At 43.1% G+C, this 26,403-nt stretch carries 24 protein-coding genes and 2 tRNA genes; 12 read left to right on the plus strand and 14 right to left on the minus strand.

Annotation, left to right across the window (positions count from 1 at the left end):
- Positions 1-40: 40 nt before the first annotated feature.
- From clpX to FG24_RS09205, 6 genes are all read left to right on the plus strand, one after another.
- The gene (gene clpX, locus FG24_RS09180; RefSeq protein ID WP_036302768.1) at positions 41-1,321 is read left to right on the plus strand and encodes an ATP-dependent Clp protease ATP-binding subunit ClpX; all 1,281 of its coding nucleotides are present in this window, start codon (positions 41-43) and stop codon (positions 1,319-1,321) included.
- A gap of 377 nt (positions 1,322-1,698) precedes the next feature.
- Positions 1,699-4,158 (plus strand): endopeptidase La, encoded by a 2,460-nt coding sequence (gene lon / locus FG24_RS09185; protein WP_036302770.1) that lies wholly within the window; start codon positions 1,699-1,701, stop codon positions 4,156-4,158.
- A 136-nt stretch (positions 4,159-4,294) separates the two neighbouring features.
- Positions 4,295-4,567, plus strand: coding sequence for an HU family DNA-binding protein (locus FG24_RS09190; RefSeq protein WP_036302772.1), 273 nt, complete (start codon positions 4,295-4,297; stop codon positions 4,565-4,567).
- A gap of 19 nt (positions 4,568-4,586) precedes the next feature.
- Positions 4,587-4,662: transfer RNA gene (locus tag FG24_RS09195), tRNA-Val, on the plus strand.
- A 171-nt stretch (positions 4,663-4,833) separates the two neighbouring features.
- A tRNA-Asp gene (locus FG24_RS09200) sits at positions 4,834-4,910 on the plus strand.
- Between the two features lie 250 nt (positions 4,911-5,160).
- On the plus strand, positions 5,161-7,059 hold the full coding sequence (locus FG24_RS09205) for a SurA N-terminal domain-containing protein (protein ID WP_036302774.1): 1,899 nt from the start codon (positions 5,161-5,163) through the stop codon (positions 7,057-7,059).
- Positions 7,060-7,185: 126 nt separating this feature from the next.
- Here the strand turns inward: FG24_RS09205 and FG24_RS09210 are convergent, their stop codons facing one another.
- The 6 genes from FG24_RS09210 to gloB all read right to left on the minus strand — a co-directional run bounded on the left by FG24_RS09210 (position 7,186) and on the right by gloB (position 14,314).
- Entirely contained in the window at positions 7,186-7,971 is a 786-nt protein-coding gene (locus tag FG24_RS09210) for an enoyl-ACP reductase FabI (RefSeq protein ID WP_015832253.1), read from the minus strand.
- Between the two features lie 98 nt (positions 7,972-8,069).
- Complete coding sequence (locus tag FG24_RS09215) at positions 8,070-8,909, minus strand: ABC transporter permease (RefSeq protein WP_036304170.1); 840 nt, start codon at positions 8,907-8,909, stop codon at positions 8,070-8,072.
- Between the two features lie 28 nt (positions 8,910-8,937).
- A complete protein-coding gene (locus FG24_RS09220) occupies positions 8,938-9,960 on the minus strand; it encodes an ABC transporter permease (RefSeq protein WP_036302777.1) in 1,023 nt (340 codons plus the stop codon).
- 5 nt (positions 9,961-9,965) lie between these two features.
- Positions 9,966-11,624 carry a peptide-binding protein gene (locus tag FG24_RS09225; RefSeq protein ID WP_051901500.1) on the minus strand — a complete coding sequence of 553 codons (1,659 nt, stop codon included), beginning with the start codon at positions 11,622-11,624 and terminating at the stop codon, positions 9,966-9,968.
- Positions 11,625-11,667: 43 nt separating this feature from the next.
- Complete coding sequence (locus tag FG24_RS09230; RefSeq protein WP_036302779.1) at positions 11,668-13,419, minus strand: LysM peptidoglycan-binding domain-containing protein; 1,752 nt, start codon at positions 13,417-13,419, stop codon at positions 11,668-11,670.
- Between the two features lie 106 nt (positions 13,420-13,525).
- Positions 13,526-14,314, minus strand: a complete 789-nt coding sequence (gene gloB, locus FG24_RS09235; RefSeq protein WP_036302781.1) for a hydroxyacylglutathione hydrolase — start codon at positions 14,312-14,314, stop codon at positions 13,526-13,528.
- Between the two features lie 67 nt (positions 14,315-14,381).
- On the opposite strand from gloB, the gene FG24_RS09240 reads away from it, so the two are divergent.
- Positions 14,382-15,170, plus strand: coding sequence for a class I SAM-dependent methyltransferase (locus FG24_RS09240; protein ID WP_051901501.1), 789 nt, complete (start codon positions 14,382-14,384; stop codon positions 15,168-15,170).
- A gap of 85 nt (positions 15,171-15,255) precedes the next feature.
- Here the strand turns inward: FG24_RS09240 and FG24_RS09245 are convergent, their stop codons facing one another.
- The 3 genes from FG24_RS09245 to FG24_RS09255 all read right to left on the minus strand — a co-directional run bounded on the left by FG24_RS09245 (position 15,256) and on the right by FG24_RS09255 (position 18,525).
- The gene (locus FG24_RS09245) at positions 15,256-16,272 is read right to left on the minus strand and encodes a CobW family GTP-binding protein (RefSeq protein WP_036302783.1); all 1,017 of its coding nucleotides are present in this window, start codon (positions 16,270-16,272) and stop codon (positions 15,256-15,258) included.
- 169 nt (positions 16,273-16,441) lie between these two features.
- Positions 16,442-16,909, minus strand: a complete 468-nt coding sequence (locus FG24_RS09250) for a Fur family transcriptional regulator (protein WP_036304175.1) — start codon at positions 16,907-16,909, stop codon at positions 16,442-16,444.
- 29 nt (positions 16,910-16,938) lie between these two features.
- On the minus strand, positions 16,939-18,525 hold the full coding sequence (locus tag FG24_RS09255; RefSeq protein WP_200876887.1) for a protein adenylyltransferase SelO: 1,587 nt from the start codon (positions 18,523-18,525) through the stop codon (positions 16,939-16,941).
- A gap of 106 nt (positions 18,526-18,631) precedes the next feature.
- On the opposite strand from FG24_RS09255, the gene FG24_RS09260 reads away from it, so the two are divergent.
- The 5 genes from FG24_RS09260 to FG24_RS09280 all read left to right on the plus strand — a co-directional run bounded on the left by FG24_RS09260 (position 18,632) and on the right by FG24_RS09280 (position 23,538).
- Positions 18,632-20,539, plus strand: a complete 1,908-nt coding sequence (locus FG24_RS09260; RefSeq protein ID WP_036302786.1) for a ribonuclease catalytic domain-containing protein — start codon at positions 18,632-18,634, stop codon at positions 20,537-20,539.
- Positions 20,539-21,345: a polyamine aminopropyltransferase gene (locus FG24_RS09265; RefSeq protein ID WP_081880971.1), complete on the plus strand. Its 807-nt coding sequence runs from the start codon at positions 20,539-20,541 to the stop codon at positions 21,343-21,345. Before FG24_RS09260 ends, FG24_RS09265 begins: the two co-directional genes overlap by 1 nt.
- A 3-nt stretch (positions 21,346-21,348) precedes the next feature.
- Complete coding sequence (locus tag FG24_RS09270; RefSeq protein WP_036302788.1) at positions 21,349-22,584, plus strand: THUMP domain-containing class I SAM-dependent RNA methyltransferase; 1,236 nt, start codon at positions 21,349-21,351, stop codon at positions 22,582-22,584.
- A 9-nt stretch (positions 22,585-22,593) separates the two neighbouring features.
- Complete coding sequence (locus FG24_RS09275; RefSeq protein ID WP_036302790.1) at positions 22,594-22,944, plus strand: nucleotide pyrophosphohydrolase; 351 nt, start codon at positions 22,594-22,596, stop codon at positions 22,942-22,944.
- 102 nt (positions 22,945-23,046) lie between these two features.
- Positions 23,047-23,538 carry an aminoacyl-tRNA deacylase gene (locus FG24_RS09280; protein WP_036302792.1) on the plus strand — a complete coding sequence of 164 codons (492 nt, stop codon included), beginning with the start codon at positions 23,047-23,049 and terminating at the stop codon, positions 23,536-23,538.
- A gap of 55 nt (positions 23,539-23,593) precedes the next feature.
- Here FG24_RS09280 and FG24_RS09285 read toward each other — a convergent pair whose 3' ends face one another.
- The 5 genes from FG24_RS09285 to FG24_RS09305 form a co-directional block, all read right to left on the minus strand.
- The gene (locus FG24_RS09285) at positions 23,594-23,785 is read right to left on the minus strand and encodes a hypothetical protein (protein ID WP_235189751.1); all 192 of its coding nucleotides are present in this window, start codon (positions 23,783-23,785) and stop codon (positions 23,594-23,596) included.
- Positions 23,786-23,948: 163 nt separating this feature from the next.
- Entirely contained in the window at positions 23,949-24,401 is a 453-nt protein-coding gene (locus FG24_RS09290) for a hypothetical protein (protein ID WP_036302794.1), read from the minus strand.
- Positions 24,402-24,502: 101 nt separating this feature from the next.
- Positions 24,503-25,009, minus strand: a complete 507-nt coding sequence (locus tag FG24_RS09295) for an HPP family protein (protein WP_036302796.1) — start codon at positions 25,007-25,009, stop codon at positions 24,503-24,505.
- A gap of 277 nt (positions 25,010-25,286) precedes the next feature.
- A complete protein-coding gene (locus FG24_RS09300) occupies positions 25,287-25,772 on the minus strand; it encodes a hypothetical protein (RefSeq protein ID WP_036302797.1) in 486 nt (161 codons plus the stop codon).
- Positions 25,773-25,852: 80 nt separating this feature from the next.
- On the minus strand, positions 25,853-26,374 hold the full coding sequence (locus tag FG24_RS09305; protein WP_036302799.1) for a hypothetical protein: 522 nt from the start codon (positions 26,372-26,374) through the stop codon (positions 25,853-25,855).
- Positions 26,375-26,403 lie beyond the last annotated feature (29 nt).

A 26,403-nucleotide genomic window follows, 5' to 3' on the forward strand; every position in this document is an offset into this window, starting at 1 on the left:
TTAAGTATTCAGAATGCAAAACTAAGTTAGGAAATAACTAATGGCGACTAAAGCCGACGACGATAAATTACTTTATTGCTCATTTTGTGGCAAAAGCCAACATGAAGTAAAGAAGCTGATAGCAGGCCCATCTGTATTCATTTGTAATGAATGCGTAGATTTGTGCAATGACATCATTAAAGAAGAGATTCAGAATTCAGATGGCTTGAAGTCAACTGATACTAGCCTGCCTATGCCACAAGAAATTTGTAAAATATTAGACCAGTATGTTATTGGTCAGACGCAAGCGAAGAAAAACTTAGCGGTTGCTGTCTATAATCATTACAAACGTCTTGGTCACAATAATTTATCTAATGGTGGTCAAAAAGATGAGGTGGAAATTGCAAAAAGCAATATTCTATTAATCGGGCCTACAGGTTCAGGTAAAACATTATTGGCACAAACACTAGCAAGATTGCTAGATGTACCGTTTGTGATGGCAGATGCAACCACGTTGACTGAGGCGGGCTATGTGGGTGAGGACGTTGAAAATATTATGCAGAAATTGCTGCAAAAGTGTGATTACGACACCGAAAAAGCACAGCGCGGGATTGTTTATATCGATGAAGTGGACAAAATCTCTCGTAAGTCAGATAACCCATCTATTACACGTGATGTGTCAGGTGAGGGCGTTCAACAAGCTTTGCTTAAGCTGATTGAAGGTACTGTTGCTTCTATTCCACCACAAGGCGGTCGTAAGCATCCAAATCAGGAGTTTGTTCAGTTAGACACAACAAATATTTTGTTTATTTGCGGCGGTGCGTTTGATGGTTTAGAAAAAGTCATTCGCCTACGTTCTGAAAAAGGTGGTATTGGCTTTGGTGCTGAAGTAAAAAGCAAATCAGATATCCGCGAAGTCGGTGCTGTATTGCGCGATGTAGAGCCAGAAGATCTAATTAAATTTGGCTTGATTCCTGAGTTTATTGGCCGTTTACCTGTAGTTGCTACATTAGAGTCTCTTGATGAAGCAGCTTTGATGACGATTCTGACAGAGCCAAAAAATGCACTGACTAAACAATATATCAAATTGTTTAAAATGGAAGGTGTTGACCTGGAGTTCAGAGAGTCAGCGTTGTTGTTGATTGCGAAAAAGGCATTAGAGCGCAAAACTGGTGCACGTGGTTTGCGTTCTATTATGGAGCATTCATTGCTTGAGGTCATGTATGAATTGCCATCATTAAAGAACTTGAATAAAGTTGTGATTGATGAAGGTGTGATTCGAGGCGATACGCCACCTCTTTTAATCTATGCAGATAAGCCCGCAGACGAGGCTTCAGCCTAACTAAAAGCCAGTGACTTAAATGTTACTGGCTTTTTAGTTTTTACTGAGCAACTTGAGTGATACTAGAGTGTTGCAGTGGTGCTTATTACTGATGTAGTTAGGCAAAATCTATACACTCTTTATATTTTCTATATCTTCAAAATTACGATATTTGAGTATTTGAAATCACATCACCGTTGATAGTGATGTTACCGATTGATGTGACGCTTAGATTCATTCTGGCGAGTTTGCATTAAATTTCTTTAAACTTTTTACAATTACTTGTTAAATTTAGTGTTAAATACTAATAAATACTTGAACTGTTAATAGTTATCCCCATCAATCAATATATAAGCGTTTTTTGGCTTAACTCTTAGCTTAATTTTGGAAGTCTACTCATGGCACAATCATTACCTTCATACAATCCAGATAGCGGATTATTACCGTTACTACCTTTGCGTGATGTCGTTGTATATCCGCATTTGGTGATCCCACTTTTTGTTGGGCGCACAAAATCTGTTAAAGCGCTTGAGATTGCGTCAGAAGGCAATAAGCAAATTTTATTGGTCGCACAAAAGTCAGCGAACAAAGATGATCCAGAAGCCAGTGACTTACATGAAGTAGGTACAGTGGCGACTGTGTTGCAAATGCTTAAGTTGCCTGATGGCACGGTAAAAGTCCTAGTTGAGGGTGTACAGCGTGCACGCGTCAGTGAGTTTACTGAGGCTGAAGAGTGTTTTGCTGCGCGTGCAGAATTAATTGCTGAGTCAGTGAGTGATGTTGAAATCCAAGCGTTAATGCGCACGGTATTTGCGCAGTTTGATCAATATGTGAAGTTGAATAAAAAGATTCCTCCTGAAATTTTAACTTCGCTTGCCAGCATTGATGAAGCTAGCCGCCTAGCCGATACTATTGCTGCGCATCTGACTTTGAAGCTAGAAGAAAAGCAAAAAATTCTGGAGATGATTGATGTTGCCGAGCGTTTGGAGCATTTGCTACGCCTAATGGAAGGCGAAATTGACATTCTGCAAGTAGAAAAACGTATCCGTGGTCGCGTTAAGCGTCAGATGGAAAAAACACAGCGCGAATACTATTTGAATGAGCAAGTAAAAGCGATTCAAAAAGAGCTGGGCGAGCAAGATGAAAATGCCGAAATGGATGAGCTTGAGAAGCGCATCGATGAAGCACGTATGCCTAAAGAAGCGCTGGCTAAAGTATCTAGTGAGCTTAAAAAGTTAAAACTGATGTCGCCAATGTCGGCAGAGGCTTCTGTGGTGCGTAATTATATTGATACACTCATTAACTTGCCTTGGAAGAAAAAAACAAAAATCAGTAAAGATTTAGTGAAAGCTGAGGCTGTGTTAGATGATGATCACTTCGGTTTGGAAAAGGTTAAAGAACGTATTGTTGAGTACCTCGCGGTGCAGCAGCGTGTAGATAAGATTAAAGCACCAATCTTATGCTTGGTCGGACCTCCTGGTGTTGGTAAAACGTCATTAGGACAAAGCATTGCCAAAGCGGTGAACAGAAAGTTTATTCGTATGGCGCTGGGTGGTGTGCGAGATGAGTCTGAAATCCGTGGGCATCGCCGTACTTACATTGGCTCAATGCCAGGCAAGATTTTGCAGAGCATGAGCAAAGTGGGGGTTAAAAACCCATTGTTCCTGCTTGATGAGGTCGATAAGTTAGGTCAAGACTTTAGAGGTGACCCTTCATCTGCATTGCTGGAAGTGCTTGATCCAGAACAGAATCATACATTTGCTGACCACTACATCGAAGTTGAGTACGATTTGTCAGACGTGATGTTTGTGGCAACCGCTAACTCAATGAATATTCCTGCGCCTTTATTAGATCGTATGGAAATCATTAATCTATCTGGTTATACAGAAGATGAAAAAGTGAATATCGCGATGCGTTATTTATTGCCTAAACAACTTAAATCTCACGGTTTGAAAGACCTGGAGGTGCATATTTCTGAGCCGGCAATTCGTGATGTTGTGCGTTTCTATACACGTGAAGCTGGTGTGCGTAGATTGGAACAAGAAGTCGCTAAAATTTGCCGTAAAGTGGTAAAAGAATTGCTCACGACTAAAGCGAAGCAAGGTGCAAAAGCACCTAAAAAAATCAACGTGACACCAAAAAATCTTGATAAGTATCTTGGTGTTCAACGTTATGATTTTGGTGTTGCCGCAAAAGAGAATCAAGTTGGTCAGGTAACAGGTTTGGCTTGGACATCTGTGGGTGGTGAGTTGCTGACAATTGAGGCGGTATTATTGCCTGGTAAAGGTAAAACCACGACAACAGGTAAGCTGGGCGATGTGATGAAAGAATCTACACAAGCAGCGATGAGTGTTGTGCGTAGCAGGGCTGAGCGTTTGGGGATCGCAGGTAACTTTTATGAAGAACATGACATTCATATTCACTTTCCTGAAGGCGCAACACCTAAAGATGGGCCAAGTGCTGGTATCGCCATTACAACAGCATTAGTTTCAATTTTAACTGGAATTCCTGTCCGTGCAGATGTTGCTATGACTGGTGAAATCACCTTGCGTGGAGAAGTGTTGCCGATCGGTGGCTTAAAAGAGAAGCTATTGGCTGCGCATCGTGGCGGCATTAAAACAGTGCTGATTCCACAGCAGAATGTGAAAGACTTGGCAGATATTCCTGAGAACATTAAAAACCATTTGGATATCCATCCGGTTCAATGGATTGATGATGTATTAGCATTGGCGTTGGCTTCAAAACCTGTACCATTGCCTGAAGGGGGAGATGCTAACGATAATGTTGCAAAAGAGGTTCAACCTGCTGATAAATCAAAAGAAAATCCAGATGCAGTAATTGAAACAACAAAGCATTAAAAAATAAGTGCGCTATAAACCGCATAAAAGCTTGACATAGTCTTTGTTGGCTTGATATAAAGCTGATACGGGTGTTTTGTTACCCAGACAGTTTGCCGAAGTTTTTTATTTAATAAACCTTGAGAGGGGATTACACGTGAATAAATCAGAACTAATTGACGACATTGCTAGTGCCGCAGGTATTTCAAAAGCTGCTGCTGGTCGCGCGCTAGATGCAACAACTGCTGCAATAACAAAAGCAATAAAAAAAGGTGATCTAGTAACATTGATTGGCTTTGGTACGTTTTATGTAGGTAAACGTGAGGCTCGCAACGGCCGTAATCCACGTACAGGTGAGACAATTAAAATTCAAGCTGCAAATTCTCCTAAATTTAGGGCTGGTAAAGCGCTTAAAGATGCTGTAAACTAGCGTCTTCGTTGGTGATGCAGGGTGCTTAGCTCAGTTGGTAGAGCGTCGCCCTTACAAGGCGAATGTCAGCGGTTCGACCCCGTTAGCACCCACCAAAAACCAACGATGATGTAATGTGACTAAGCCGTTTTTAATTTTATAAATTGAGAGTGCTAGTAGTTTAGGCACTCTTTATTTTGTGAAAATTTTACAATAGTTAGATGGTTGTAATGATTAAAAGCGCAAGTATTTAGTATATTGTTATGTGAATAATGTACTGAGTTTATGGAGTGGTAGTTCAGTTGGTTAGAATACCGGCCTGTCACGCCGGGGGTCGCGGGTTCGAGTCCCGTCCACTCCGCCAAACAAAAAAGCGAGCCTTCATGGCTCGCTTTTTTTATTTCTATTAGCGCTTATTTCTTTAATTAAGATGCTGAATTAGCAGCAAGTTATCATGAACTTGTTTTGCTAATCGCTTGTCATCACTCACTCGGCTAATGTTTCAAGTATAACTTGTGATATATTAATGGCCTTTCGTTTGCAATTGATTTTTGATCAATTGTGACCTTTTACTTTTTTAATGATTTTAGTGCATATTTTAAGAAGAGAACTTTATGTTAGATAGTATCCGCTCTGTGGCTAAAGGCTGGGTTGGTAAAGCGATATTGGCTTTAATTACGATTCCTTTTGCTTTATTTGGAATTGACTCTTATTTGAGTGATGCTGGCAATAATGTTGCGATAGCGAAAGTTGATGGTAGTGAGATCTCTGTGCAGGCTTATTCAAATGCAATGCAAAGCTTACGTACTCGTATGCAAAACGAGGGTAAAGTAGATCAAGCGCAATTAGATAGTCCACAAGTAAAAGCAATGGTGCTAGACCAATTAATTAATGAGCAGTTGCTAGAAAAAGAAATTCAACAAGCTAACTATAAAATTAGTGATGCGCATTTAGCTACCTATGTTACAGCGATGCCATCGTTCCAAAAGGACGGTAAATTTTCTCAAGAGTTGTATGATGAGCTGTTACAGCAAAACAGATACACACCGAAGAAATTTGAAGCTGAGATTCGCGCTAGTTTATTGGCACAGCAAGCACAAGATGGCATTACTAAGCTTGGTTTTATTTCAACCGCACGTGCAGACAAAACATTAAAGTTGTTGAATCAAAAACGTCTGGTCACTGTGTCTGAGCTTAAAACTAAAGATTTTCTTGATCAAGTGAAGGTTGACCCAGCTGAAGTAAAAGCATACTACGAAAAACATAAAGATAAGTTGCGTGATCCTGAGCAAGTTAAAATTGAATTCTTATTGCTATCTGCAAGTAGTTTAGTGCCTGGTATTAAAGTAGATGATGCGGATGTGAAGCGTTACTACGATGAGAATGCAGCTAAATTTAAAGGTAACGAACAAAGACGTGCTAGCCATATTTTGATTGGTTTTGGTGTGAATGCAACGCCAGAACAAAAGCAAGAGGCTAAGGATAAGGCCCAAGCTTTATTAGCAACTATCAAAAAGAATCCTAAGTCTTTTGAAGAGTTAGCAATTAAAAACTCACAAGATCCTGGTTCTGCCACTAAAGGTGGTGACTTGGGTAGTTTTGGCCGCGGTGCGATGGTTAAGCCATTTGAAGAAGCGGCATTTAGTATGAAGGTGAATGAGGTTAGTGATTTGGTAGAGTCTGAATTTGGCTACCATATTATTAAACTGACGGAAGTTTCAGGTCAAAGTTCTGATTTTGAAAGTTTGAAACCGCAGATTAAAGGCGAATTGATTTTCCAAAAAGCGCAAGCTGAGTTTATTGAGAAAGCGGAAAGCTTTAGCAATGCGGTTTATGAGCAATCTGATAGCTTGGCACCAACGGCGAAGATGTTCGGTGGACAGGTGCAGCTTTCTGGATGGATGTCACGTGAAGATGCGGCTAAGTTCTTTAAGAGCGATAAAATCGTTGGTTTAATCTTCTCTCAAGAGTCTTTAAAAGAGCGTCGTAATACAGAAGCTGTTGAGGTATCACCTAATAATCTAGTGTCAGCACGGGTGCTTGACTATAAGCCATCAGCAGCAAAAACATTTGATGCTGTAAAAGCAGGTATTGAAGATTTGCTTAAGCTTGAGGCTGCTGCAAAGTTAGCTGTGACCAAAGGTGAAGAAGCTTTGAAAGCTTTGCGTGCAGGCGGCTCTGTGGATACGCTGGATTGGATTCCTGAAGTAATGGTAGACCGTAAAAATGCACAAGGCTTGACACAGCTTGCAATGACGCAAGTGTTTAAAACGGATGTGAGCAAATTACCAGCTTATTCTGGATTAGCAGACAGCAAGTTGGGCTATATGATTGTGAAAGTGGTTGAGGTCGATACATCAAGTATTGCGGATGCTGAATCAGTGAACACTGCTAAAGCTGAGCTTAACCAAGTGTTATCCGATGAATATATGGCAGCGTATAAACAATCATTACGTGAAAAGGTTAAAGTGACTGTGAATCAACGTTTGCTATTAGAGAATACTAATAACTAATGAGATGCTGACTGACCCCTGCGAATGGGGTTGGTAATGCATACGCAGTAGGTAACAAAAAAGGCACCTTAGGTGCCTTTTTTGTTGTTGAGTAGTGTCGGTGATTTATAACGACACTAATAGCATTTAATCAATGCTGCCAGCAGCCGTAATGTTCATACCACCGTCTACGTACGTGATTTCACCAGTAATACCAGATGCTAGGTCGCTACATAGGAATGCTGAGGCATTACCTACTTCTTCGATCGTGACATTTCTACGTAATGCTGCATGCTTCTCGTTAAAGCCAATCATCTTGTCAAAGTCTGCAATACCTGACGCTGCAAGCGTTTTAATCGGGCCTGCAGACACCGCGTTAACGCGGATGCCACGTGGGCCTAAACTTTGTGCTAAATAGCGTACATTGGCTTCTAAACTTGCTTTAGCTAAGCCCATGACGTTGTAGTTTGGCATTGTGCGTTCTGCACCTAGGTAGCTCAGTGTTAATAGGCTGCCTTTACGACCTTCCATCATAGGGTAGGCGGCTTTAGCCAGTGCTGAGAAGCTGTATGAACTAATGTCGTGTGCAATACGGAAATATTCGCGGTCAACAGCCTCGAGGTAGTCGCCAGCAAGTGCGACTTTTGGTACAAAGGCAACAGAGTGCACTAATGAATCTAAACCATCCCAGTGTTTCGCTAGCGCAGGGAATAGTGCATCGATTTGCGCGTCTTCTGCAACATCACATGGCAACACAATTTTTGAATCAAAATCTGCGGCTAAGTCTGCAACGCGTTTTTCATGTTTGTCAACTTGATAAGTGAATGCGAGTTCAGCGCCTTCTCTTTTCATTGCAGCGGCAATGCCGTAAGCGATTGAGCGGTTACTTAATAAGCCCGCGATGAGTACTTTTTTACCAGCTAAGAATCCCATAGTTATTTCCTATTTACTTGTCATTAGAGGAGGGGGTGGTTTAGCGCCTGCTAAACTCGATAGTTGCGAGATGGCTTAGATTGGATTGATAGGCGGAATTAATGATTTGTTCCACTTCGTGGGTCTAGTGCATCACGCAAACCCTCACCAAGCAGATTATAACCTAACACGGTAATTAAAATCGCTAATCCAGGAAACAAGGATAGCCACCAAGCGAATTGAATATATTCTTTACCGTCAGTTAATATATTGCCCCATGAGGCTTGCGGTGCTTGCACACCTAAACCTAAAAAGCTTAGTCCCGATTCCATGAGTACTGCACCTGCCACGCCTAGTACTGCGCTGACAATAATAGGCGTCAGGCTGTTAGGCAGTAAGTGCGTAAAGATGAGCCTGGTGTTTTTTGCACCTAATGTGCGCGACGCCATCACGAATTCACGTTCATTTAAACTTAGGAATTCTGCACGGACTAGCCTTGTGACGCCCATCCATGAGGTGAGGCCAATCACAATCATGATGTTGATTATAGAGGGGGTTAGAAATGCGATGACGGCTAGGATTAGAAAGAAACTAGGGATCGAGAGCATGACGTCAACGATACGCATAATGAATGTGTCTACCCAGCCACGATAAAAGCCAGCGAGTGCACCAAGTAATATACCAATCGCAGTCGAGATGCCAACCGCTACAAGGCCCACTAGCAGCGAAATACGGCCGCCATACAGCATACGGCTAAGCACATCACGTCCAAGCCCATCTGTTCCCATCCAATGCTGCATAGAGGGCTCTAGCAAGATTGCTTTTACATCAATGTAGTTAGGGTCGTATGGTGCGACGATAGGGGCGAGCATTGATAGCAGGAATACGCATACGATAATGATGAAACCAGCTAATGAAAGTGGGTTAGATAATGCTTTTTTAAAGAGATCTGTTTGCATGCTCATCTTTATTAAACCTTAAATACGGTTAAGCCTTTGCTACGCCACGACGTACACGTGGGTCTGCCCATGCGTAGGCTACATCTGCAAGTAAGTTACCAATCAATGTTAGCGCTGAGCCTATCGTGAGTATACCCATGACCACTGGAAAGTCTCGCATCAGTACTGCATCGTAAAATAACTTACCCATGCCTGGAATTGCGAAGATAGTTTCTGCAATAACAGAACCGCCAATCAGGCCTGGGATGGAGAGCCCAATAATTGTGATAAGTGGCAATAAAGCATTGCGTAAAGCATGCGTGTAAACCACCTTGCGCTCACCTAAGCCTTTAGCGCGAGCTGTGGTGATGTAATCTTGTTGAAGCACGTCTAGCATGCCATTTTTAACAAATAGAGTGATGCCTGCAAGACCGGTGATGGATGGAATGACGACCGGTAAGAATAAATGACTAAACGTGTCTTTTACTTTGCCCCAAGTATCTAATGTGTCGTAATTGAGGCTGTGCATGCCCGAGATTGGAAACCAGTTGTTGACTACGCCCAGCCAGTACATCAGCAATAGCGATAACCAAAAGCCCGGAATTGAAAAACCAATGAAATTAAACAGGGTAATTGATCGGTCTTGCCAGCCTTGATATTTATGCGCGGCGATGATGCCGAGGGGGATTGCCAGCGATAAAGTGATGGCAAGGCCTAGCAGATTAATCATCAGCGTAATGGGTAAGGCTTGCTGTATGAGCCCCTCAGTGATGTTGCCATCAGCATCTTTTGTTTGCCAAAACACGGGTTTTTGATGCGAGGCGAATGATTTACCAAAATCCAATGTAACCATTCGTTTTAACCACAAACCGTACTGAACAATGATTGGCTTATCTAGATTGTACATTTCACGCAGTTTTTGACGTGACTCTTCACTGGCTTTTGGGTTAAAAGCTGATTCATTGTTGGTGATGTCACCAGGCGCTAAATGCATGATGAAAAATGAGATTAGGCTGATGCCAATCAGCATCGGTATCATCCACAAAACACGTTTGATTAGGTATTTAAACATAGTTGTTAATGTGCGCTAATTTCGTTTCTTCTTAAAGATTGCGGGATGTACCAATCTTGTGAGTTATGGCCGATACCAGCAGGTGGTGCTGGGTCATCAATGCCTTTGACTCGTTTGTGAATGGCGGTTAAGCCGTAGCCTGCGGACAAATAGATGATGGGGCTGTCTTCTAATAAGGTTGCTGAGAACTGATGGTAAATTTCCATGCGTTTATCTGGGTTAAGTTCTAGCCTGCCTTGTTCAAGCAATTTGTCAATTTTAGGGTTGTTGTAACCGATAAAGTTAAATTGCCCAGGCGCTTGCTGGCTAGAGTGCCAGATGTTGTATTGGTCAGGGTCTAAACCTAAGCCCCAGCCCAGCACTACAACATCAAAATCACCGGTTTTAATAAAGCGGCTGATGAAGCTCGCCCATTCTATGGCGCGAATTTGGACGTCAATGCCTACTTCTTTCAGTCTGCGTTGAATCAATACAGCAGATTTTTCACGCTCTTTGTTCTGGTTTGTGATGATTTCAAAGCTAAACGGTTTGCCATCACGCTCTAAAGTGCCATCGTTATTAGTGTCTGTGAAGCCAGCTTCTTTCAGCAATGCACGTGCTTTAGCAGGATCGTAAGGATAGGGCGTTAGGGCAGGATTGCTCCAGCGTGTGCCTGGCTTATAAGGCGAGGCAATGTTAATACCTAGCCCCAAATAAACACCATCGATGATTTCTTGTTTGTCGATGGCGTAATTGATAGCACGGCGCACACGTACGTCATCAAAAGGTTTGTGTTTCAGATTAAAGCCCATATAGGTATAGCTGTTGCCAAGCTCTTTATATAGCGCTAATTTCTTTTGCAACTCTGGGCGAGCCGGGATAATTCTTGAATATTTAATCGGGTCTAAACCCATTAGGTCGATGTTGTCGGCCATTAACTCTAAGAACTGTGCGGAATTGTCAGGAATAATCCGTGTAATCAGATTGTCGATTTGGGCGGGTCCAAGTACAGAGTTGGCATTTCTAGAAAGTTTGAGATGTTCGCCGTGATTCCAGCTATCTAATTTGTAATAGTTGCTACCAACTGGGCTGCGAGCAAATGCTGTCGTGTGCAGATCTTTGCCCTCAAGCAGATGTTTTGGCAATATTTGTAGCCCAGCCCAGCTATCTAGTGCTGGCGCATAAGCTTGTTCATAACTGACACGAAATGTTTGTGCATCGGGTGTTTCTGCTTTTTTTACCAGCAAGAAGTCTGATGCGTATGGGCTGGCATTCTTCTCATCGGTCACGGCTTGCCATGTGAACAGTACATCTGCACTAGTGAGCGGTTTTTTGTCTGCCCACTTTAAATTTGGCTTAAGCTTAAATGTAATGGTCTTTTGGTCTGCAGAAATGTCCCAATGTTCGACAAGGTCACCTTCTAGCTCAAGGTTTTTGTCGTATTTCAATAAGCTATTAAATATGTTGCTACTGATTGCCGATGAAGCGGATTCCCCTGCAATCATCGAAATTAAGCCGCTAGGCTCGCCGGTCATTGCATTGATCAGTGTACCGCCTGAAACCTGCGGGGAGCTAACGTTGTAATCAATCTGACTTTGTTTGTCGGTGGAGGAACTGCACCCTGCGATCAACAAGGCTAGTGATAGGCTAATCGCAATGTTTAGGTTTAACAATAATGGAGACATTGACGGTCTTTATCTATGACTGTGTTTATTTAGTATCATGTCGTTATTGGATGATAAGCTTTGCACCAGGTTTGATATGGCTAGACGATTTTTTATTCCAACGTTTAAGGTCAGCCACAGCAACATCAAATTTCTCCGCAATACTGTGTAATGTATCACCACGCCTAACAATATAAGTTTTTTTCTTGTCTGAAGCATTGCTTTTACTGGCAGATTTTTTAGTGTTATCTGAGTTTTTTGCATCTGCAACTTCAATACTTAATACTTGCCCAGCTTTTACTTTACTATTTCGTAACGAGTTGGCTGCTAATATTTGCTTAACACTGACGCCGTAGTATTTAGCAATAGATTGCATCACCTCACCTTTTTTAACCTTGTGTGTGACGGTTTGCTTAGATGATGGTTCAATGTCGACGCTATTATCTTCAATGACAGTGAGCGGTGTGTTTTCATTATCATCAGCTTTGGGGACTAATAAGGTCGTACTTTTTTTCATTTTAGCTTGTGAAGAGAGGTCGTTAACATCTCTAAGCTGCGCTAAGTTGATACCAAACTTACTGGCGATTGTATCCATACGCTCACCGCGTTTTGCCTGATAGGTTTGCCAGTTAACTAAAGGTTTTTCATAGTTAGCCAAGTTTGTTCTAAAGGTTTGTGCTGCCATGATAGGCAGTAATAATTCTAGGCTTTCATGCTCGCTGTTGATAAGAGGGCGGTCATAGCTTGGATTTAGCGCAAGAAACTCTTCATGGTTGATTTCAGCAAGCTTAGCAACGAGATGTGTATCAATACGTGCTGGCGCTGTTACCTTTGCAAAATAAGGCGTGTTGGCAATGGTTGGAATCTTAAGACCATAGTTACTTGGGTGCGTCATTAAGTTTTTGACCGCCTGTAGTTTTGGTACGTAGTTTCTGGTTTCGTCTGGCAGTGTCAGGCTTTCGTAGTCCGTAGGTAAGCCTAGTTTTCTGTTGCGTTCAATGGCTCGTCCTATTGTACCTTCACCTGCATTGTATGCGGCCAGTGCTAAATCCCAAGCACCAAACATCGCGTGTAATTTTTGCAGGTAGGTGAGGGCAGCATCTGTAGCCATGGTGATGTTACGTCTATTATCTACCCACCAGTTTTGTTTTAACCCAAAATGCTTACCTGTTGACGGGATAAATTGCCAAATACCAGAAGCGCTGCTTTTTGAATACGCTTTAGGGTTGTAGGCACTTTCAATCATTGGCAGTAGTGCAACCTCGGTAGGCATGCCGCGTTTTTCAACTTCTTCTACAATATGAAATAAGTATCGTTGACTACGTTCTACCATGCGTTGCACATAGTCAGGGCGTGAGCTGTACCAGTCTTCATGCTTGTTGGTGAGTGCTGATGTTGAGTCAGGCATTGCGTAGCCGTTTTTGATACGCTGCCAAAGGTCGTCATGTTGCGTTGCTTGCTGGTCGAATAATGTTGTGCTGGTTTCGTCAGCACTATTCACTTTGTTATCTTTGATGGTGATTTCTAAGTTATCAGCGAGGCGTCCACCACGGGTGTTTTTTTGGCTTTGTAGTTCTTTGCTGACTTCTGGTTTGCTGCCTAAATCTCTAACGACTGGTTTAAACGTGTCGTCAGCGAAAATAATAATCTCATCGCCGGCCACGTTAGATATGGTGTTTTGCTCTGCATGCAATGCTGCGCTGAACATGATTGCAGCCGCGAAGACGCTGATGAATAGCTTTGGATGAAGCGTGCGTGATAGAGCGTCAGAAGTTTTGATGGATTGACCAATGCGTAAAAAAAATTGAGTACCCATAAAAACGCTCTTGTTCATCATAATGCAACATAGTAACGAACGTGAGCTCGATTAGTCAAGTTAAAATCACTGTAAATTACTTGATGAATATTCTCTATCTTCATGATTAATATGAGTTTCTAAGTTCTCTTGTTTTTGTGAACGTTTGTAGTGTAGTCGGTTTTTCAAGGAATAAAGAGGATTGAATTTCTGCAGCATCACAACGTAGAAAAGGGTTGGTTGCAAGTTCTATCGCAATGGTTGAAGGCAGGGTTGGTTGCCCTGATTGGGTTAGTTTTGTGGCGTCCTGATGGCGCTTAATCAGTGTTTTGTTTGTGGGTTCTAGCGTGAGTGCAAAGTTGATGTTGTGCAATGTGTACTCATGGGTACAGTACACTTGCGTACTAGCTGGCAGTGCTGCGAGTTTTTGTAGTGATGACATCATTTGTGCTGGCGTGCCCTCAAACAATCTACCACAGCCTGCGCCAAACAAGGTATCGCCGCAAAATAGCCATTGTTGTTCCGCATGTTCAATGTAATAAGCGATATGACCTAGTGTATGTCCTGGTACATCGATTACCTTAGCTCTACTTATCCAATCACCTAAATAAACGGTATCTGGTTCTTTAACAGGCTCGTGCTTAAATGCATACGGCTCTAGTTTAGGGGCAAAAACTTTTACATCAGGATATGCTTCTAACAATACATCAACACCACCAATATGATCCTGATGGTGATGAGTAATTAAGATAGTTTGTAAATCAAGCTTAAGCTTTTTTAATACATGAATGACCGGAGCAGCATCGCCTGGGTCGATAACGATGGCTTTGTGATTGTTATGGATAAGCCAAAGATAATTATCCTTAAAAGCTGGGATTGGAATAATTTGTAATTGGCGTTGTATATCGTCTATCATCTGTTTAAGTATATTACTTTAGTAAAATTTAGTTAAATTTTAATGCAATTAAAATGACACCAACGCCATGAGCCAGCCACTGAATAGATTAATATCATTGCATCCAGAGTATCAATGGCTAGATTCAGCGCTTGGTCGTTACTTACAGCAAGAAGAGCAGACGCTGTACGATCAAGCAGTTGTTGATTTGTTTGGGTTTAACGCGCTGCAAGTGGGTTGTTTGCAAATGGACTTGCTGCGTAATTCTCGTATTGCTCATCGATATAAGTCTACAGAGTATGTTTCATCTCCTGAGTTCACACATTTGTATTGCAGCGATGATTTTCTGCCTATTGCGGATGCGAGTTTAGATTTATTGATCTTGCCGCATCGACTTGAGTTCAGTGAGCGGCCGCATCAAACCCTGCGTGAAGCTGAGCGCGTGATGATGCCAGAGGGACATTTGTTGATATCGGGTTTTAATCCACTGAGCTTATGGGGTGTGGCGTTATTTTTTAGAAACCTGTTACATAAACAAGGGGCTACCGTTAAGCCGTTTCCATGGAGTGGAAGTTTCATTGGCTTAGGCCGATTAAAAGACTGGCTGGCGTTGTTGGGCTTTGAGGTAGTGTCGGTTGAGATGTGTTGTCACATCCCACCACTTGAGCAAGAGCCTTGGCATCATCGCTTTGGTTTTATGCACAAGTTAGGCGCTAAGTGGTTTTCAGCAATCGGCGGTGTGTATTTTATTGTTGCAAAAAAACGGGTGGTGGGGATGACGCCACTTAAGCCAAACTGGAAGACAGTGCCGTTGAAATCCCCTTTAATTGCGCGCCCTACACAGCGTAAGCCAAGTCAGCGTGAGCATTCAAACTAAGCACTGCGCTAATCAAAATTAGATGCTTGAATACTGCACAGGTTAAGCTTAGTTTAGGTTTAACTGAATTGAGATTTAATTTAGGTTAAACCTGCATCAGTGCTTTTCTCACTTCACTTTCGTCGATATCTTTACCGATGATCACGATTCTAGACATAGCTTCATCCTCATCCCAGCCTTCGAGTAAGGTTGGAGGATAGGGCGTAAAATGCACTGCATGAATCGCGAGCGGTGCTGGCTGATCTTCTGCATGAATAATGCCTTTTAGACGCAGTAGTTTACTGCCGTGTGTTTGGCATAGTTTCAGAATGACAGGTTTAAGGTCACGCCAATTCAGTGGTTTTGGCATGGTGACGGTAAAGCTGGTAATGCCATCTTGGTGTGCTGCTTGTGGCAACATTCCTTTAGGCTGGCTGGCCTTGCTTGGTGTGCGTAACCAGCGTTGAGGGGTTGCGGTTTTACCTGTGGGGTCAAATAAGCCAACATCAACGATGCTGTCTGGGTCGATCTCACCATGCTGAATTAAATGCTGGCTAGCACCAGGGTTAATTTCAGCGAGTTTTTCTTGAAGTGCTTTAATTTCATCACTATTCGCGATATCTGTTTTTGTGAGCAGAAGTACATCTGCCACGGCGGCTTGTTTGAGTGCTTCTATGTTGTCTTGCAACTGCTTTAAGCCATAAACGCTATCAATTGTGACCACAACGGCATCTAGCCTAAATGTGGATTCAATGACTGGTTCGTTCATTAAGTTACCCAAAATAGGGCCGGGGTCAGCCATGCCTGTTGTTTCTATCACCAAACGGTTAAATTGCGGAATTGCTTGCAAAGCTCGCTTGAAAAACAGGTCGCGCATCGTATCGGCAAGCTCATTTTTTAGGCTACAGCAGATGCAGCCTGAGTTTAATAACACTGTGTTGTCAGCAATATGCTCACTCTCTACCTGCGTTGCTAAAATATGATCTAAGCCCGTTTCACCTAACTCGTTAATGATGACTGCAGAGTCATGCATTTTGGGGTCGCTCAGTAATTGATTGAGTAGCGTAGTTTTGCCTGACCCTAAAAAACCGGTGAGTAGTGTAACGGGAATGCGTTTATCCATTTGATTCTGTCTTTTTGATTATATTGTTGGGTGTGTTTGTGTTCGCGACAATAATGGTTTATTGGTTTGGCGTTAGTGCTATGTAATTAAGCATGCCTAACATACCTCTGAAACTAATTTTATTGATTAAGTGCATAAAATGCAACTTAATTGCATTTTGTTGCGATTCTCAATGTGTCTGGTGTGCAGTATTGCAATCTAGGCATAAGCCTTTAATATTGATATCAATAGATTCCACATGATATTGCGCTAAAACTTGCTTGGGAAATTGCGGTTTTAATTCATGTATGCAGGTAACTTTTCCGCAGGATGTGCAGTGTAAGTGAGCATGCTGATGCAGGCTAGCAAGGAACTGCTTTTTATTAGAACTTGATTCAACGGGTGTATAGCTACTTTGCGAGAACTGAAATTTCCATGCACGATTTTCACCAGAGATTTTATGGATTAAATGATGCTCGGTGAGCCAATCTAGTACGCGATAAATCGTGACACGGTCAAACTCTTTTTGGCTGGACATTTGTTCCAGAATTTCTGAGTGGCTCAGTGCGCTATTTGCATTTGTTAGTACATTTAAGACAGCAATGCGTGCTTTGGTTGACCTTAGTCCGGCATCAGTAAAAATTTGTTGTATCTTCATGGATGATTGTGATGAGCGATAGAGGAGCATTATGAACTGCAAGAAAGCATGGAACAACCCGCTTTATGTCTTGCCCAATCTGGGCGTTTTTCTTCAAACTTTTCCATTTCAGCTTGTTTGGTATACGGATTTTGCAATAGCTTGAGCAGGGTTTCTATCATACTGGTATCGCCTTGTTCGGCCAAATCGATTGCTTCTTGTGCTAGGTAGTTGCGCAATACATAGCGTGGGTTAAAGCTTGCCATGCGGGTATGTCTGTTTTCATTAGACTCGTTGCTTTGCAAAATGCGCTTGGCGTATTGTGCTAACCAGTCATTAAAGTCTTGCTCAAAGTTCAAATAGCCTTGTTCGGTATAAAACGCAACTTTCAAGTCAGCAATGTCAGGCTTGGCTAAATTGATATGTGGTAAATGCGTAAAGAATAGCGTCATGTCTACTTCTGCTCGGGTCATGAGCTCAAAGCAGCGGTTAATTAATTCGCCATCGTCATCTTGCCAAGCATCAAGGCCAAACTTTCCTACTAGCGAATCCATTAAGCTTTGCGTGTATACCGCTTCATACTGGTCTAGTGCGTGATTTAAGCCTACAGCATCAGGCAGTAGGGTAGATAGTGCGTCGGCGAGGCGTTCTAAATTCCAGCGCCCAATGTCATGCTGTCTGCCAAAGCAATAACGTCTGCCTTGTGCGTCGGTTGTGTTTGGTGTCCAGCCTGGGTCAAAATTATCAACCCAGCCGTAAGGGCCGTAATCAATGGTGAGGCCAAGAATCGACATGTTGTCGGTGTTCATTACGCCGTGCACAAAGCCCACGCGCATCCAGTGTGCAATCATGCGGCCCGTGCGTTCGCATATTTCTGTAAACCACGCTTCGATTAATTCAGCTGATGGCTCATCTATTGATAATGTGAGTGGCTGTTGTTGAAGCCAGTCGGTAAAATCTCGGTCTATCGTAAAGCCAATCAGTTTTTTTAATAACGCTTGCTCGCCACGGCTGGCAAGTAACTCGAAATGTCCAAAGCGCGTAAACGATGGTGCCACACGGCATACAATCGCGCCTTGCTCCATTTGTGGGTTACCGTCATAAAACATATCGCGAACCACTTGGTCACCAGTGCTGACAAGGCTTAATGCGCGCGTTGTTGGCACGCCTAAGTAATGCATTGCTTCACTACATAAGAATTCACGCAGTGATGATCTTAAAACAGCACGGCCATCGGCACGTCGTGAGTAGGGCGTTTCACCAGCGCCTTTGAGTTGTAGCTCAAAACGTTTGTTTTCATGTATTAGTTCGCCTAGCAATATTGCACGGCCATCACCTAATTGACCTGCCCAATTGCCAAATTGGTGGCCGCCGTAGCAAGTCGCGTAAGACTGCATGTCATCTAACAGTTGATTGCCGCCTAGCGTATTAATCATGTCAGGATGGTGCATATCTGCATCAGTCAACCCTAGCATTTCAGCCACTGAACTTGAATAAGCCATCAGTGCAGGCGCCTTGACAGGTGTTGGCATCACGCTAGACCACAGTGCACCTTTTACTTGGCGCGTGTAGTTCGTGGTGACAGGGTCACTAGGGAGTTCTCTGCAAAAGCGGTTATCAAAATTCAGTTTTCTCATAAGGTGCATTTTAGATGTTTTAGCTTACTTAAAGTTACAATTTTTGCAGTAAATCATGGGCTGGCTCATGTATCATTGCGGTTATATTAGGAATAGAAAAAATTGAATGAACGTATTTTACGAAGAAGACGGTAGTTTTAAAGTTGCAAGCATTATGAGCGAGGCTGAAAGCTCGATGCAAATTGAGTCAGTGAGCGGTAAGCGGAGCAAAATCAAGGCCGCTAATGTGTTGTTGCGTTTTGAGGCGCCATTGTCAGGATTTTTAGAAACAGCACAAGCTGAAGCTGAAAAGTTGGAGCTTGATTTTTTGTGGGAATGCTGCGGCGAGTCAGAATTTAATTTTGAAGATTTTGCCCAAGAATATTACGGTAAAAAACCTACACATTTAGAGGCCGCTGCCATTGCGATTCGCTTACATAGCGCCCCTGTGTATTTTAACCGTAAGGGCAAAGGGCGCTATAAAGCGGCGCCAGCCGATATTTTAAAAGCAGCGCTGGCTGGGCTTGAAAAGAAACGCCTGTTAGCAGAAAAAATGGCAGGGTATGTGGAGCAACTAAAAGCCCTGACTATGCCTGAAGAGATCATGCAAAAACGCGACATGCTTTTATACGAGCCTGATAAAAACGCGTTTGAGTACAAAGTACTAGATACTGCTGCTGGCGCATTGCATTTAAGCCACCTTAAACTCTTACATGCATGCGGTGCAATTCCATCTGTGCATGATTACCACTTAGGTGCTTTTTTGCGTGAGTATTTTGCTAAAGGTACTGACTTTACCGATATGCAAATGTCGGCTATGCCGGCAGATATCAGCTTTGATTTACCAATGGCAGAGGCTGAGGCTTTTAGTATTGATGACAGCACGACCACAGAAATTGATGATGCGTTTTCTATGCGTCAGCTTGATGATGGTGTGATGTGTGTGGGTATTCATATTGCTGCACCAGCATTGGGGATTGATATTGATAGCGAGCTAGATGTTGCCGCCATGCACCGCTTATCTACCGTTTATATGCCTGGCCACAAAATCACCATGTTGCCTGAGTCTGCGATTAGGCCATTCAGCCTAGATGCAGGGCAGATTAAGCCAGTGTTATCGATGTACTTGCATGTGAACCCAGACTTTACGATTGCACAGCGACATAGCAAAGTTGAGCTGATTAGAGTAGCAGAAAACCTACGTCATGATGTGTTAGAGCCTTACTTTAATGAAACCACGTTAGCTGCCGATAGCGGTCATCCATATTGGTCTAAATTATTATTTCTATTCAACTTGGCAGAGTCCTTAGAAAAAGCGCGTGGCAAGTATGACCCAACGAAACCGCCGCAAGTGGATTACAATTTTTATGTGAATGATGGCAAGGTAAGCATAGTCGGGCGCCATCGTGGCTCACCGATGGATAAGCTAGTGGCAGAGTTGATGATTGAGGCCAATAGCCAATGGGGCGCGTTATTGGCAAGTAGTCAGGTGCCAGGTTTGTATCGTGCACAAAGCGGTGGTAAGGTGTATATGACCACCAAAGCTGAACCACATCAAGGTTTGGGCGTTGCTCAGTACTCATGGAGTACCTCTCCATTACGTCGTGCCGTTGATTTAATCAATCAGCGGCAAATCATGAGTGTGGTGCAAAATCAGCCGCCAGTTTATCCACAAAATAGTGATGCACTCACCACGCATATGCGTAACTTCGAGCTCACTTACAAAGCGTATAGCGAGTTCCAAATTCGTATGGAACGCTATTGGTGTTTGCAGTATTTAATTCAAGAAAACGTACAAGAGATTCATGCCACAGTATGGCGAGAAAATTTAGTACGCTTGGATAACTTGCCTTATATGACTAAAGTGTATGGCTTACCAGAGCTAAAAACTGGCACGCGCGTGAGTTTGCAAGTGCAAGAAGTAGATACGTTAATGATGGATTTACGCACTAAATTCCTGCACGTGTTAGAAAATGAAGCGGTAGTAGCCGACGTAGCGGTTGCTGATGATGAAAACGAAGTAGAGGCGGCCTAGTGTTTAGTGCTGCTAAGAAAATGCTGCGCGGCTTCGCGAATGCTGCGCTGAATGATGCAGTGGATGTGAGTGAAATCAACGGGGTACGTGCATTACATTTAGGCTCTGCCACTGTGCAAAGTGCCATGCGTATTCGAGAGCCATTTGAATTAGAACTCACCTACACGCGCGCCATTATGTGTTTTTTGCTGTTTCACCGTGAGGTTAAACAAATGCTCACTATCGGCTTGGGTGGCGGCTCGGTGGCTAAGTATGTGTACGCACATTGTCCTGAGATTGTTGGCAAGGTGGTGGAGATTAATCCTAGAATTATTCAAGTGGCTAGAAATCAATTTTTTGTACCAGAAAACGACGATAGATTTGAAGTGATAGAAGCCGATGGTTTGGTTTATTTGGAAGAGCATCTCAATGCTGCCGATGTGTTGTTTATTGATGCGTTTGATAGTAATGGCATCCCACCTAATTTTTGTAGCCAAGATTTTTTTGATCAATGCGCCAATACCTTAAAAGAGGATGGTGTGTTTGTGATTAACTTATGGGGCAGCGACAAAAAGTTTGACATATATCTAGCTCGAATCGAGCAGAGTTTTAATAGCAAAGTATTGATATTGCGCACAGGCAAGCCAGGCAATATTGCGGTGTTTGGCTTTAAACAAGGCGTTGCAGATTTACGCCTCAACACCCTGCGTGATCATGCAAAATTATTAGAAAAAACACACAAGATTGAATTTTTGCAGTTTGTAGAAAAACTGGCAGACAATAACAACAGTACCAACAACCGAATATTTATGAAAAGCGATCGTTAATTTATGGCAGTTAATCAACCTAATACGCGTGAACAGTCCGCACCCAAAGCCCAGTCTGGCAAAAACCAAACAAGCAGACAAGCGCCAAACCGATACTTTGCCACATGCCCACGCGGCTTAGAGCAACTACTTGCAGATGAGCTTAAACAAGTGAGTGCAAAAGTGGTGAATGTGACCGATGGCGGTGTAAGTTTTGATGGTGATTGGTCAGTGTGTTATGCCGCCAATTTAAACTCACGTACCGCAACACGTATTTTGTGGCAAGTAGGCCGTGGTAAATATTTGAACGAAGAAGATTTGTTTGAAGCTGCGTATAAAATGAACTGGCCACAATGGTTTGATGTCAGGCATGACTTCATGGTAAAAGTAACAGGCGTTAAATGCCCGTTAAAAAGCCTAGAGTTCGCCACCCTAAAAATTAAAGATGCAGTATGCGATAAATTTAGGTTAGCGGTAGGTAGCCGCCCCTATATCGATACTAAAACGCCTAGTGTGCGTATACATGCCTATTTAACCACAGACGAGTATCAATACTATGTTGATACCTCAGGCGCCGCGTTGTACCAGCGTGGCAATCGCGGTGCAAGTATTGAAGCGCCATTGCGCGAGAACTTGGCTGCAGGTATTTTAAAACTCACAGGTTGGCAAGCAGGCCAGCCATTACTAGACCCAATGTGTGGCAGTGGTACTTTTCTGTTAGAGGCTGCCATGGTTGCACTCGATATGGCACCAGGCATTAAACGTGAGTTTGGCTTTGAAAAGCTAAAAACGTTTGAATCTGATACTTGGAAGAAAATCAAAAACCAAGCCTTGAGCAAAGTGAAGAAAGTCAGCTTCCAAAAAATCTACGGCTCAGATATGGATTTACGCGCAGTACGTGTCACTAAGCAAAATCTAGAATCAGCAGGTTTGCTAGAGGCGGTGCAAGTGTCGCATGTTGATATGTTAGACGTTGTACCACCAGCAGATCACGGCGTATTAGTGGCTAACCCACCATACGGTGTGCGTATTGGTGAGGATGAAGAGCTTACATTGCTATACCCAAAAATGGGTGAAACGCTAAAACGTAAATTTGCAGGTTGGAATGCATATTTCCTCACAAATGATTTGCGCATGCCTAAGCTCATGCGCCTTGCTCCGAGCAAAAAAACACCATTATTCAATGGCCCGTTAGAATGCCGTTTATTTGAAATCAAAATGGTGGCAGGCTCAAACCGTAAAGACAAACCGGACGCATAAGGAAACAACATGGCAGACTCATTGGATGCGCTAAGAGCCAGAGTAAATAATTTTGTGACGGAGCGAGACTGGGCACAGTTTCACTCACCAAAGAATCTTGCTATGGCTATGATTGTAGAAGCGGGCGAGGTGGTAGAGCATTTTCAATGGATGACAGAGCAAGAAAGCCGTCAGTTAGATGCACAGACGAAAGAGCAGGTGGGGCAGGAGTTATCTGACACTTTAGTGTATCTGCTACGGATTGCAGAAGTTTGCGGTATCGATTTAATAGAAGCAGCGAATAAAAAAATAGATTTAAATGCTAAAAAATACCCAGTAGAAAAATGTAAGGGCAGCAACGCCAAATATACGAATTATTAGGGTGTTTGTAAGTATGTTGAAAAGTTTGTAAGTGTTTTGAAAGTGATAGTCGCACTACCATCCATCACATAAGCTTTTTATACCTCGCTATAAGGATCTCACATGACTGATATACATTCTCCCGTTATCGATTTGCTCAAGTCCAAAAATATTGCATTCGAGATTATAGAGATTCCACTTAGCGAGGACAGTAAGCCTATCCGTGATTTAGAAGCCTTACTCTCAGTCAAAGGTTTAGACCCAACATCCGTAGTGCGTAGCGTGGTATTCAAGGCAGATTCTGGTCAATATACTTTGCTCGCAGTAGCGGGCGCAGGTCGTGCGGATTGGGGCGTGCTGCGCAAGCATTTAGACGAACGTAAACTACGCATGGCTGAATATGATGAAGTACCCGAAGCCACAGGTTATGTGGTCGGCGCAGTGCCACCCATCGCCTTACCAGAAACGCTACGCGTGTTAGTAGATAAAAGCGTGCGCAACTATGATGCAGTGGTCATCGGCAGTGGCGTATTAGGCTATGCCTTGGCGCTTAAAGGTCAAGACTTGCTAGCCTTGTTGGCGGGCGCAGACGAAGGTGAGTTTGTAAAAGTATAGATAGGCGTTGTTAATGTGGAGCGTGGTGAGCTAAATAGCGTCATCACTTTGATTGTTATTTACCGGGACGGCCAATTGTTTTGCAATGCGCGTCTTTATATGGCCCATCTATTTGCACCCAGCCTTTACCTGGTGGAGTTTGCGTGCACCATACGCTACCATCCAACTTACTTTTCCATAAGTACCAAGGGGCTGGCGCTGCAATAACGGCAAACGACATCAGTAGCCCGATTGCTACAAGTGTCATACTTTTCATCATCGCTTTATCCACTTTATTGTTACGCTGTTAATAGTTACAACGCATGAGTAGTCGCTGTGTCGGGTGGGGTTTAAACCTAGCGCAGTAGTAACACGGGTAATACTGCACGGCGTGGGTCACTAGTGCCCCAACCGACTTGGAATGACTATTGTTAGATATTTCGTCTGATGTGCTGTCTATCTGGCAAAACTTGCTTATCTTCCTCTGCATAGGCCTGCCTTTCAAAGAAATTATTTCTGTACCCGTTGCGGCCACGACACACTTCCCACAGGCTAGACAACGCATAGGCAGGCAAAAAGAATACTCCCCACCGCTCATATTGCCTAACATGCACATGTTCGTGCGCTCGCAGTGCGTAAAGTTCCTTGTGGCATGTGCCTAAAATGACATGACCAATTGTGATTGCGCCAAAACAAAATGGGTGAGGACGAGAGGCAAAGAAACTCCCCATCCAGCCGCCGTGAAACTCAGCTACTCCAGCCACGATACGCACTCTGCCGCCAAGCGCGAGCATAACAAGACCTAGTAATATGCCAAGTGCCGTGTTGGGCGAAGCCCAAGCATATGCAATAAGCTTGAAAATAGGCGTGCGATATGTGCGCATTTTAAGGTGTTAAATTAAGTTGAGTAGGGTGGGGTAACCCCACGCGGTAGTGACAGATAATGATATTACAAGTGGTGTGTCACAACTGACCCACCACTTGGCTACCAGTATTTTGGGTACTTTGCATCACGGGTTGCATTGTTATAAACCAGTGCAACAGCCACCAACACCAAGGCACCGACTAATGTTGGGAACAGTAAAAAGCCCCAAGTTGGCTGCATTAAAAACACGATTACTGGATTTGATCCAGCAGGTGGATGCACTGTGCGAGTAAGCATCATAAGCGCGATAGCTGTGCCAACGGCGAGCGCGACAGACCACCAATGTGGGCCAAAAGCAAAAAGAAATACAAGGCCAACTAGAGAGCTGATGACATGGCCAGCAATTACATTTCTTGGTTGAGAAAATGGCACGTCAGGATAGCCAAAAACTAATACACATGATGCGCCAAACGACCCAAGCACCAACGCAACTGAAAGAAAATCATTCAGTGAGGCAACGGCGGCAATGGCTAGAAAACCGCCCAACCACGCAAGAGCAACCGCTTTTGTTGATGGCTGAGGAGGTAGCGGTGCGTTATCGCCTTTCAGTTTGCTAAGAAAAGACATGGTAAATCCTTATTGGTGACTTAATGTTTGAGATAGGATGTTGGCAATATTGTCACCTAAACCCTTGTTATTAAAAATTGTATCATTGATGAGCATTCTTACCAGTTTGTGTAGGGTGGAGTTTTCACTCAGAATAAGAAGCTTGTTTATAAGCGACTATATTCTGTGGGGAAGCCAAATACTGGCTTAACCCCACGCGGTGGTGAGAGGTGGAAGTTGTAACGCGTGGGTCAAGTGACCCACCCTACATGGCTAATTAGTTAGGTAGCATAATAGCTCAATATGTTTTGCTCAAAACGTGATAAGGTCCGTACTTCTTTATGTCAGTTAGAAATTTCTTACTGTTGGATTTGCAAGCATTCGTGAAGAATTGCCGACTTTGAGTTAGTTTCGAGTAAAGCAGACGATCTTCTGTCTTGCTCGCTTGCGCTGTCGTAATTCCGTCAGCCATGCCAAGACATGAAATCTGAGATAGCTCCTGTAATTTCATATCCCGTTGCTTTTTTTCTATCCCGCCTACAGTAGGCATGGATTTACATGTTTCCAAGAGTTCAGCTTGAGTTGCAGTTACTCGTTTTGCATGCTCAGGAGAGCTTGGTGGCTTGTAGTCGAGCATTGATTCAATAAAAGCGATGGACATAGTCTCGCAGTAAAGATCTGTAGATGTTGGCTCAGGTGCTTGAGTTTGGCTGAGTGGTCGCGCTTGAGTGTATGGAGCTACAACTAATAAAACTGACAAAATAGCGTTAAGGGTTTTCTTCATTCTTTGTTTTCTCTAATTGTTATCGCGCCAGAAGTGTAGCTTTGGGGCGGTTGACTTGAAGCTAGTGTTAGTTAGCACAGTTACTTACCTGATTCAAAAGAGCCTGGAAGGATAGGAGACCATTTGCACCTTGGTTTAGGAGCTTTTTTTATGGCTTTATCACATGCTGATATTTTTCTTTCCAACACTACTCGAACGGACGCTGTAACTGCCTTTCGAAGCTCCTCCTTAAGTTTTTTTGACGTTGATTTTAGTGTTTGAAGTTGCTCTAGTCTTTTAATATCTTGCTGGGCGCGTTTTTCCCTTTCCATCTTGGCATAAACGCTGGCTTGATATTCCAACGGGATACTCTTCAACTGTTTTATGTCGCTCCGTAACTCATTTTTGATTTTTCTAATAAGAGGGTTTGAGTTTGCTGTTTTTAATGTATTTTCGAGTGAATTTTGGTTCGGCGGCGGAGTGTGAGCATTACGTTTATGCTTTTTTAGTTTCTTTCTTGCTAATTCAACTCCACAGACAGAGCATAGAATGATTTCGTTCCTTTTAGCATATTTTCTGTCATTTTCTACTGTTGATGCAAGCGAATGATCTTTATGAGACATAACCGATGTGTCCTTTTTGGAGCGGTTAG

It is taken from the genome of Methylotenera sp. L2L1, assembly GCF_000744605.1.
Classification (GTDB): domain Bacteria; phylum Pseudomonadota; class Gammaproteobacteria; order Burkholderiales; family Methylophilaceae; genus Methylotenera.

Excerpts from the sequence above, each read along its gene's own strand:
- clpX (WP_036302768.1), top strand. The coding sequence starts at position 41 with ATGGCGACTAAAGCCGACGACGATAAATTACTTTATTGCTCATTTTGT.
- lon (WP_036302770.1), top strand. The coding sequence starts at position 1,699 with ATGGCACAATCATTACCTTCATACAATCCAGATAGCGGATTATTACCG.
- FG24_RS09205 (WP_036302774.1), top strand. The coding sequence starts at position 5,161 with ATGTTAGATAGTATCCGCTCTGTGGCTAAAGGCTGGGTTGGTAAAGCG.
- FG24_RS09210 (WP_015832253.1), bottom strand. The coding sequence starts at position 7,971 with ATGGGATTCTTAGCTGGTAAAAAAGTACTCATCGCGGGCTTATTAAGT.
- FG24_RS09215 (WP_036304170.1), bottom strand. The coding sequence starts at position 8,909 with ATGCAAACAGATCTCTTTAAAAAAGCATTATCTAACCCACTTTCATTA.
- FG24_RS09220 (WP_036302777.1), bottom strand. The coding sequence starts at position 9,960 with ATGTTTAAATACCTAATCAAACGTGTTTTGTGGATGATACCGATGCTG.
- FG24_RS09225 (WP_051901500.1), bottom strand. The coding sequence starts at position 11,624 with ATGTCTCCATTATTGTTAAACCTAAACATTGCGATTAGCCTATCACTA.
- FG24_RS09230 (WP_036302779.1), bottom strand. The coding sequence starts at position 13,419 with ATGGGTACTCAATTTTTTTTACGCATTGGTCAATCCATCAAAACTTCT.
- gloB (WP_036302781.1), bottom strand. The coding sequence starts at position 14,314 with ATGATAGACGATATACAACGCCAATTACAAATTATTCCAATCCCAGCT.
- FG24_RS09240 (WP_051901501.1), top strand. The coding sequence starts at position 14,382 with ATGAGCCAGCCACTGAATAGATTAATATCATTGCATCCAGAGTATCAA.
- FG24_RS09245 (WP_036302783.1), bottom strand. The coding sequence starts at position 16,272 with ATGGATAAACGCATTCCCGTTACACTACTCACCGGTTTTTTAGGGTCA.
- FG24_RS09250 (WP_036304175.1), bottom strand. The coding sequence starts at position 16,909 with ATGAAGATACAACAAATTTTTACTGATGCCGGACTAAGGTCAACCAAA.
- FG24_RS09255 (WP_200876887.1), bottom strand. The coding sequence starts at position 18,525 with ATGAGAAAACTGAATTTTGATAACCGCTTTTGCAGAGAACTCCCTAGT.
- FG24_RS09260 (WP_036302786.1), top strand. The coding sequence starts at position 18,632 with ATGAACGTATTTTACGAAGAAGACGGTAGTTTTAAAGTTGCAAGCATT.
- FG24_RS09270 (WP_036302788.1), top strand. The coding sequence starts at position 21,349 with ATGGCAGTTAATCAACCTAATACGCGTGAACAGTCCGCACCCAAAGCC.
- FG24_RS09275 (WP_036302790.1), top strand. The coding sequence starts at position 22,594 with ATGGCAGACTCATTGGATGCGCTAAGAGCCAGAGTAAATAATTTTGTG.
- FG24_RS09280 (WP_036302792.1), top strand. The coding sequence starts at position 23,047 with ATGACTGATATACATTCTCCCGTTATCGATTTGCTCAAGTCCAAAAAT.
- FG24_RS09285 (WP_235189751.1), bottom strand. The coding sequence starts at position 23,785 with ATGACACTTGTAGCAATCGGGCTACTGATGTCGTTTGCCGTTATTGCA.
- FG24_RS09290 (WP_036302794.1), bottom strand. The coding sequence starts at position 24,401 with ATGCGCACATATCGCACGCCTATTTTCAAGCTTATTGCATATGCTTGG.
- FG24_RS09295 (WP_036302796.1), bottom strand. The coding sequence starts at position 25,009 with ATGTCTTTTCTTAGCAAACTGAAAGGCGATAACGCACCGCTACCTCCT.
- FG24_RS09300 (WP_036302797.1), bottom strand. The coding sequence starts at position 25,772 with ATGAAGAAAACCCTTAACGCTATTTTGTCAGTTTTATTAGTTGTAGCT.
- FG24_RS09305 (WP_036302799.1), bottom strand. The coding sequence starts at position 26,374 with ATGTCTCATAAAGATCATTCGCTTGCATCAACAGTAGAAAATGACAGA.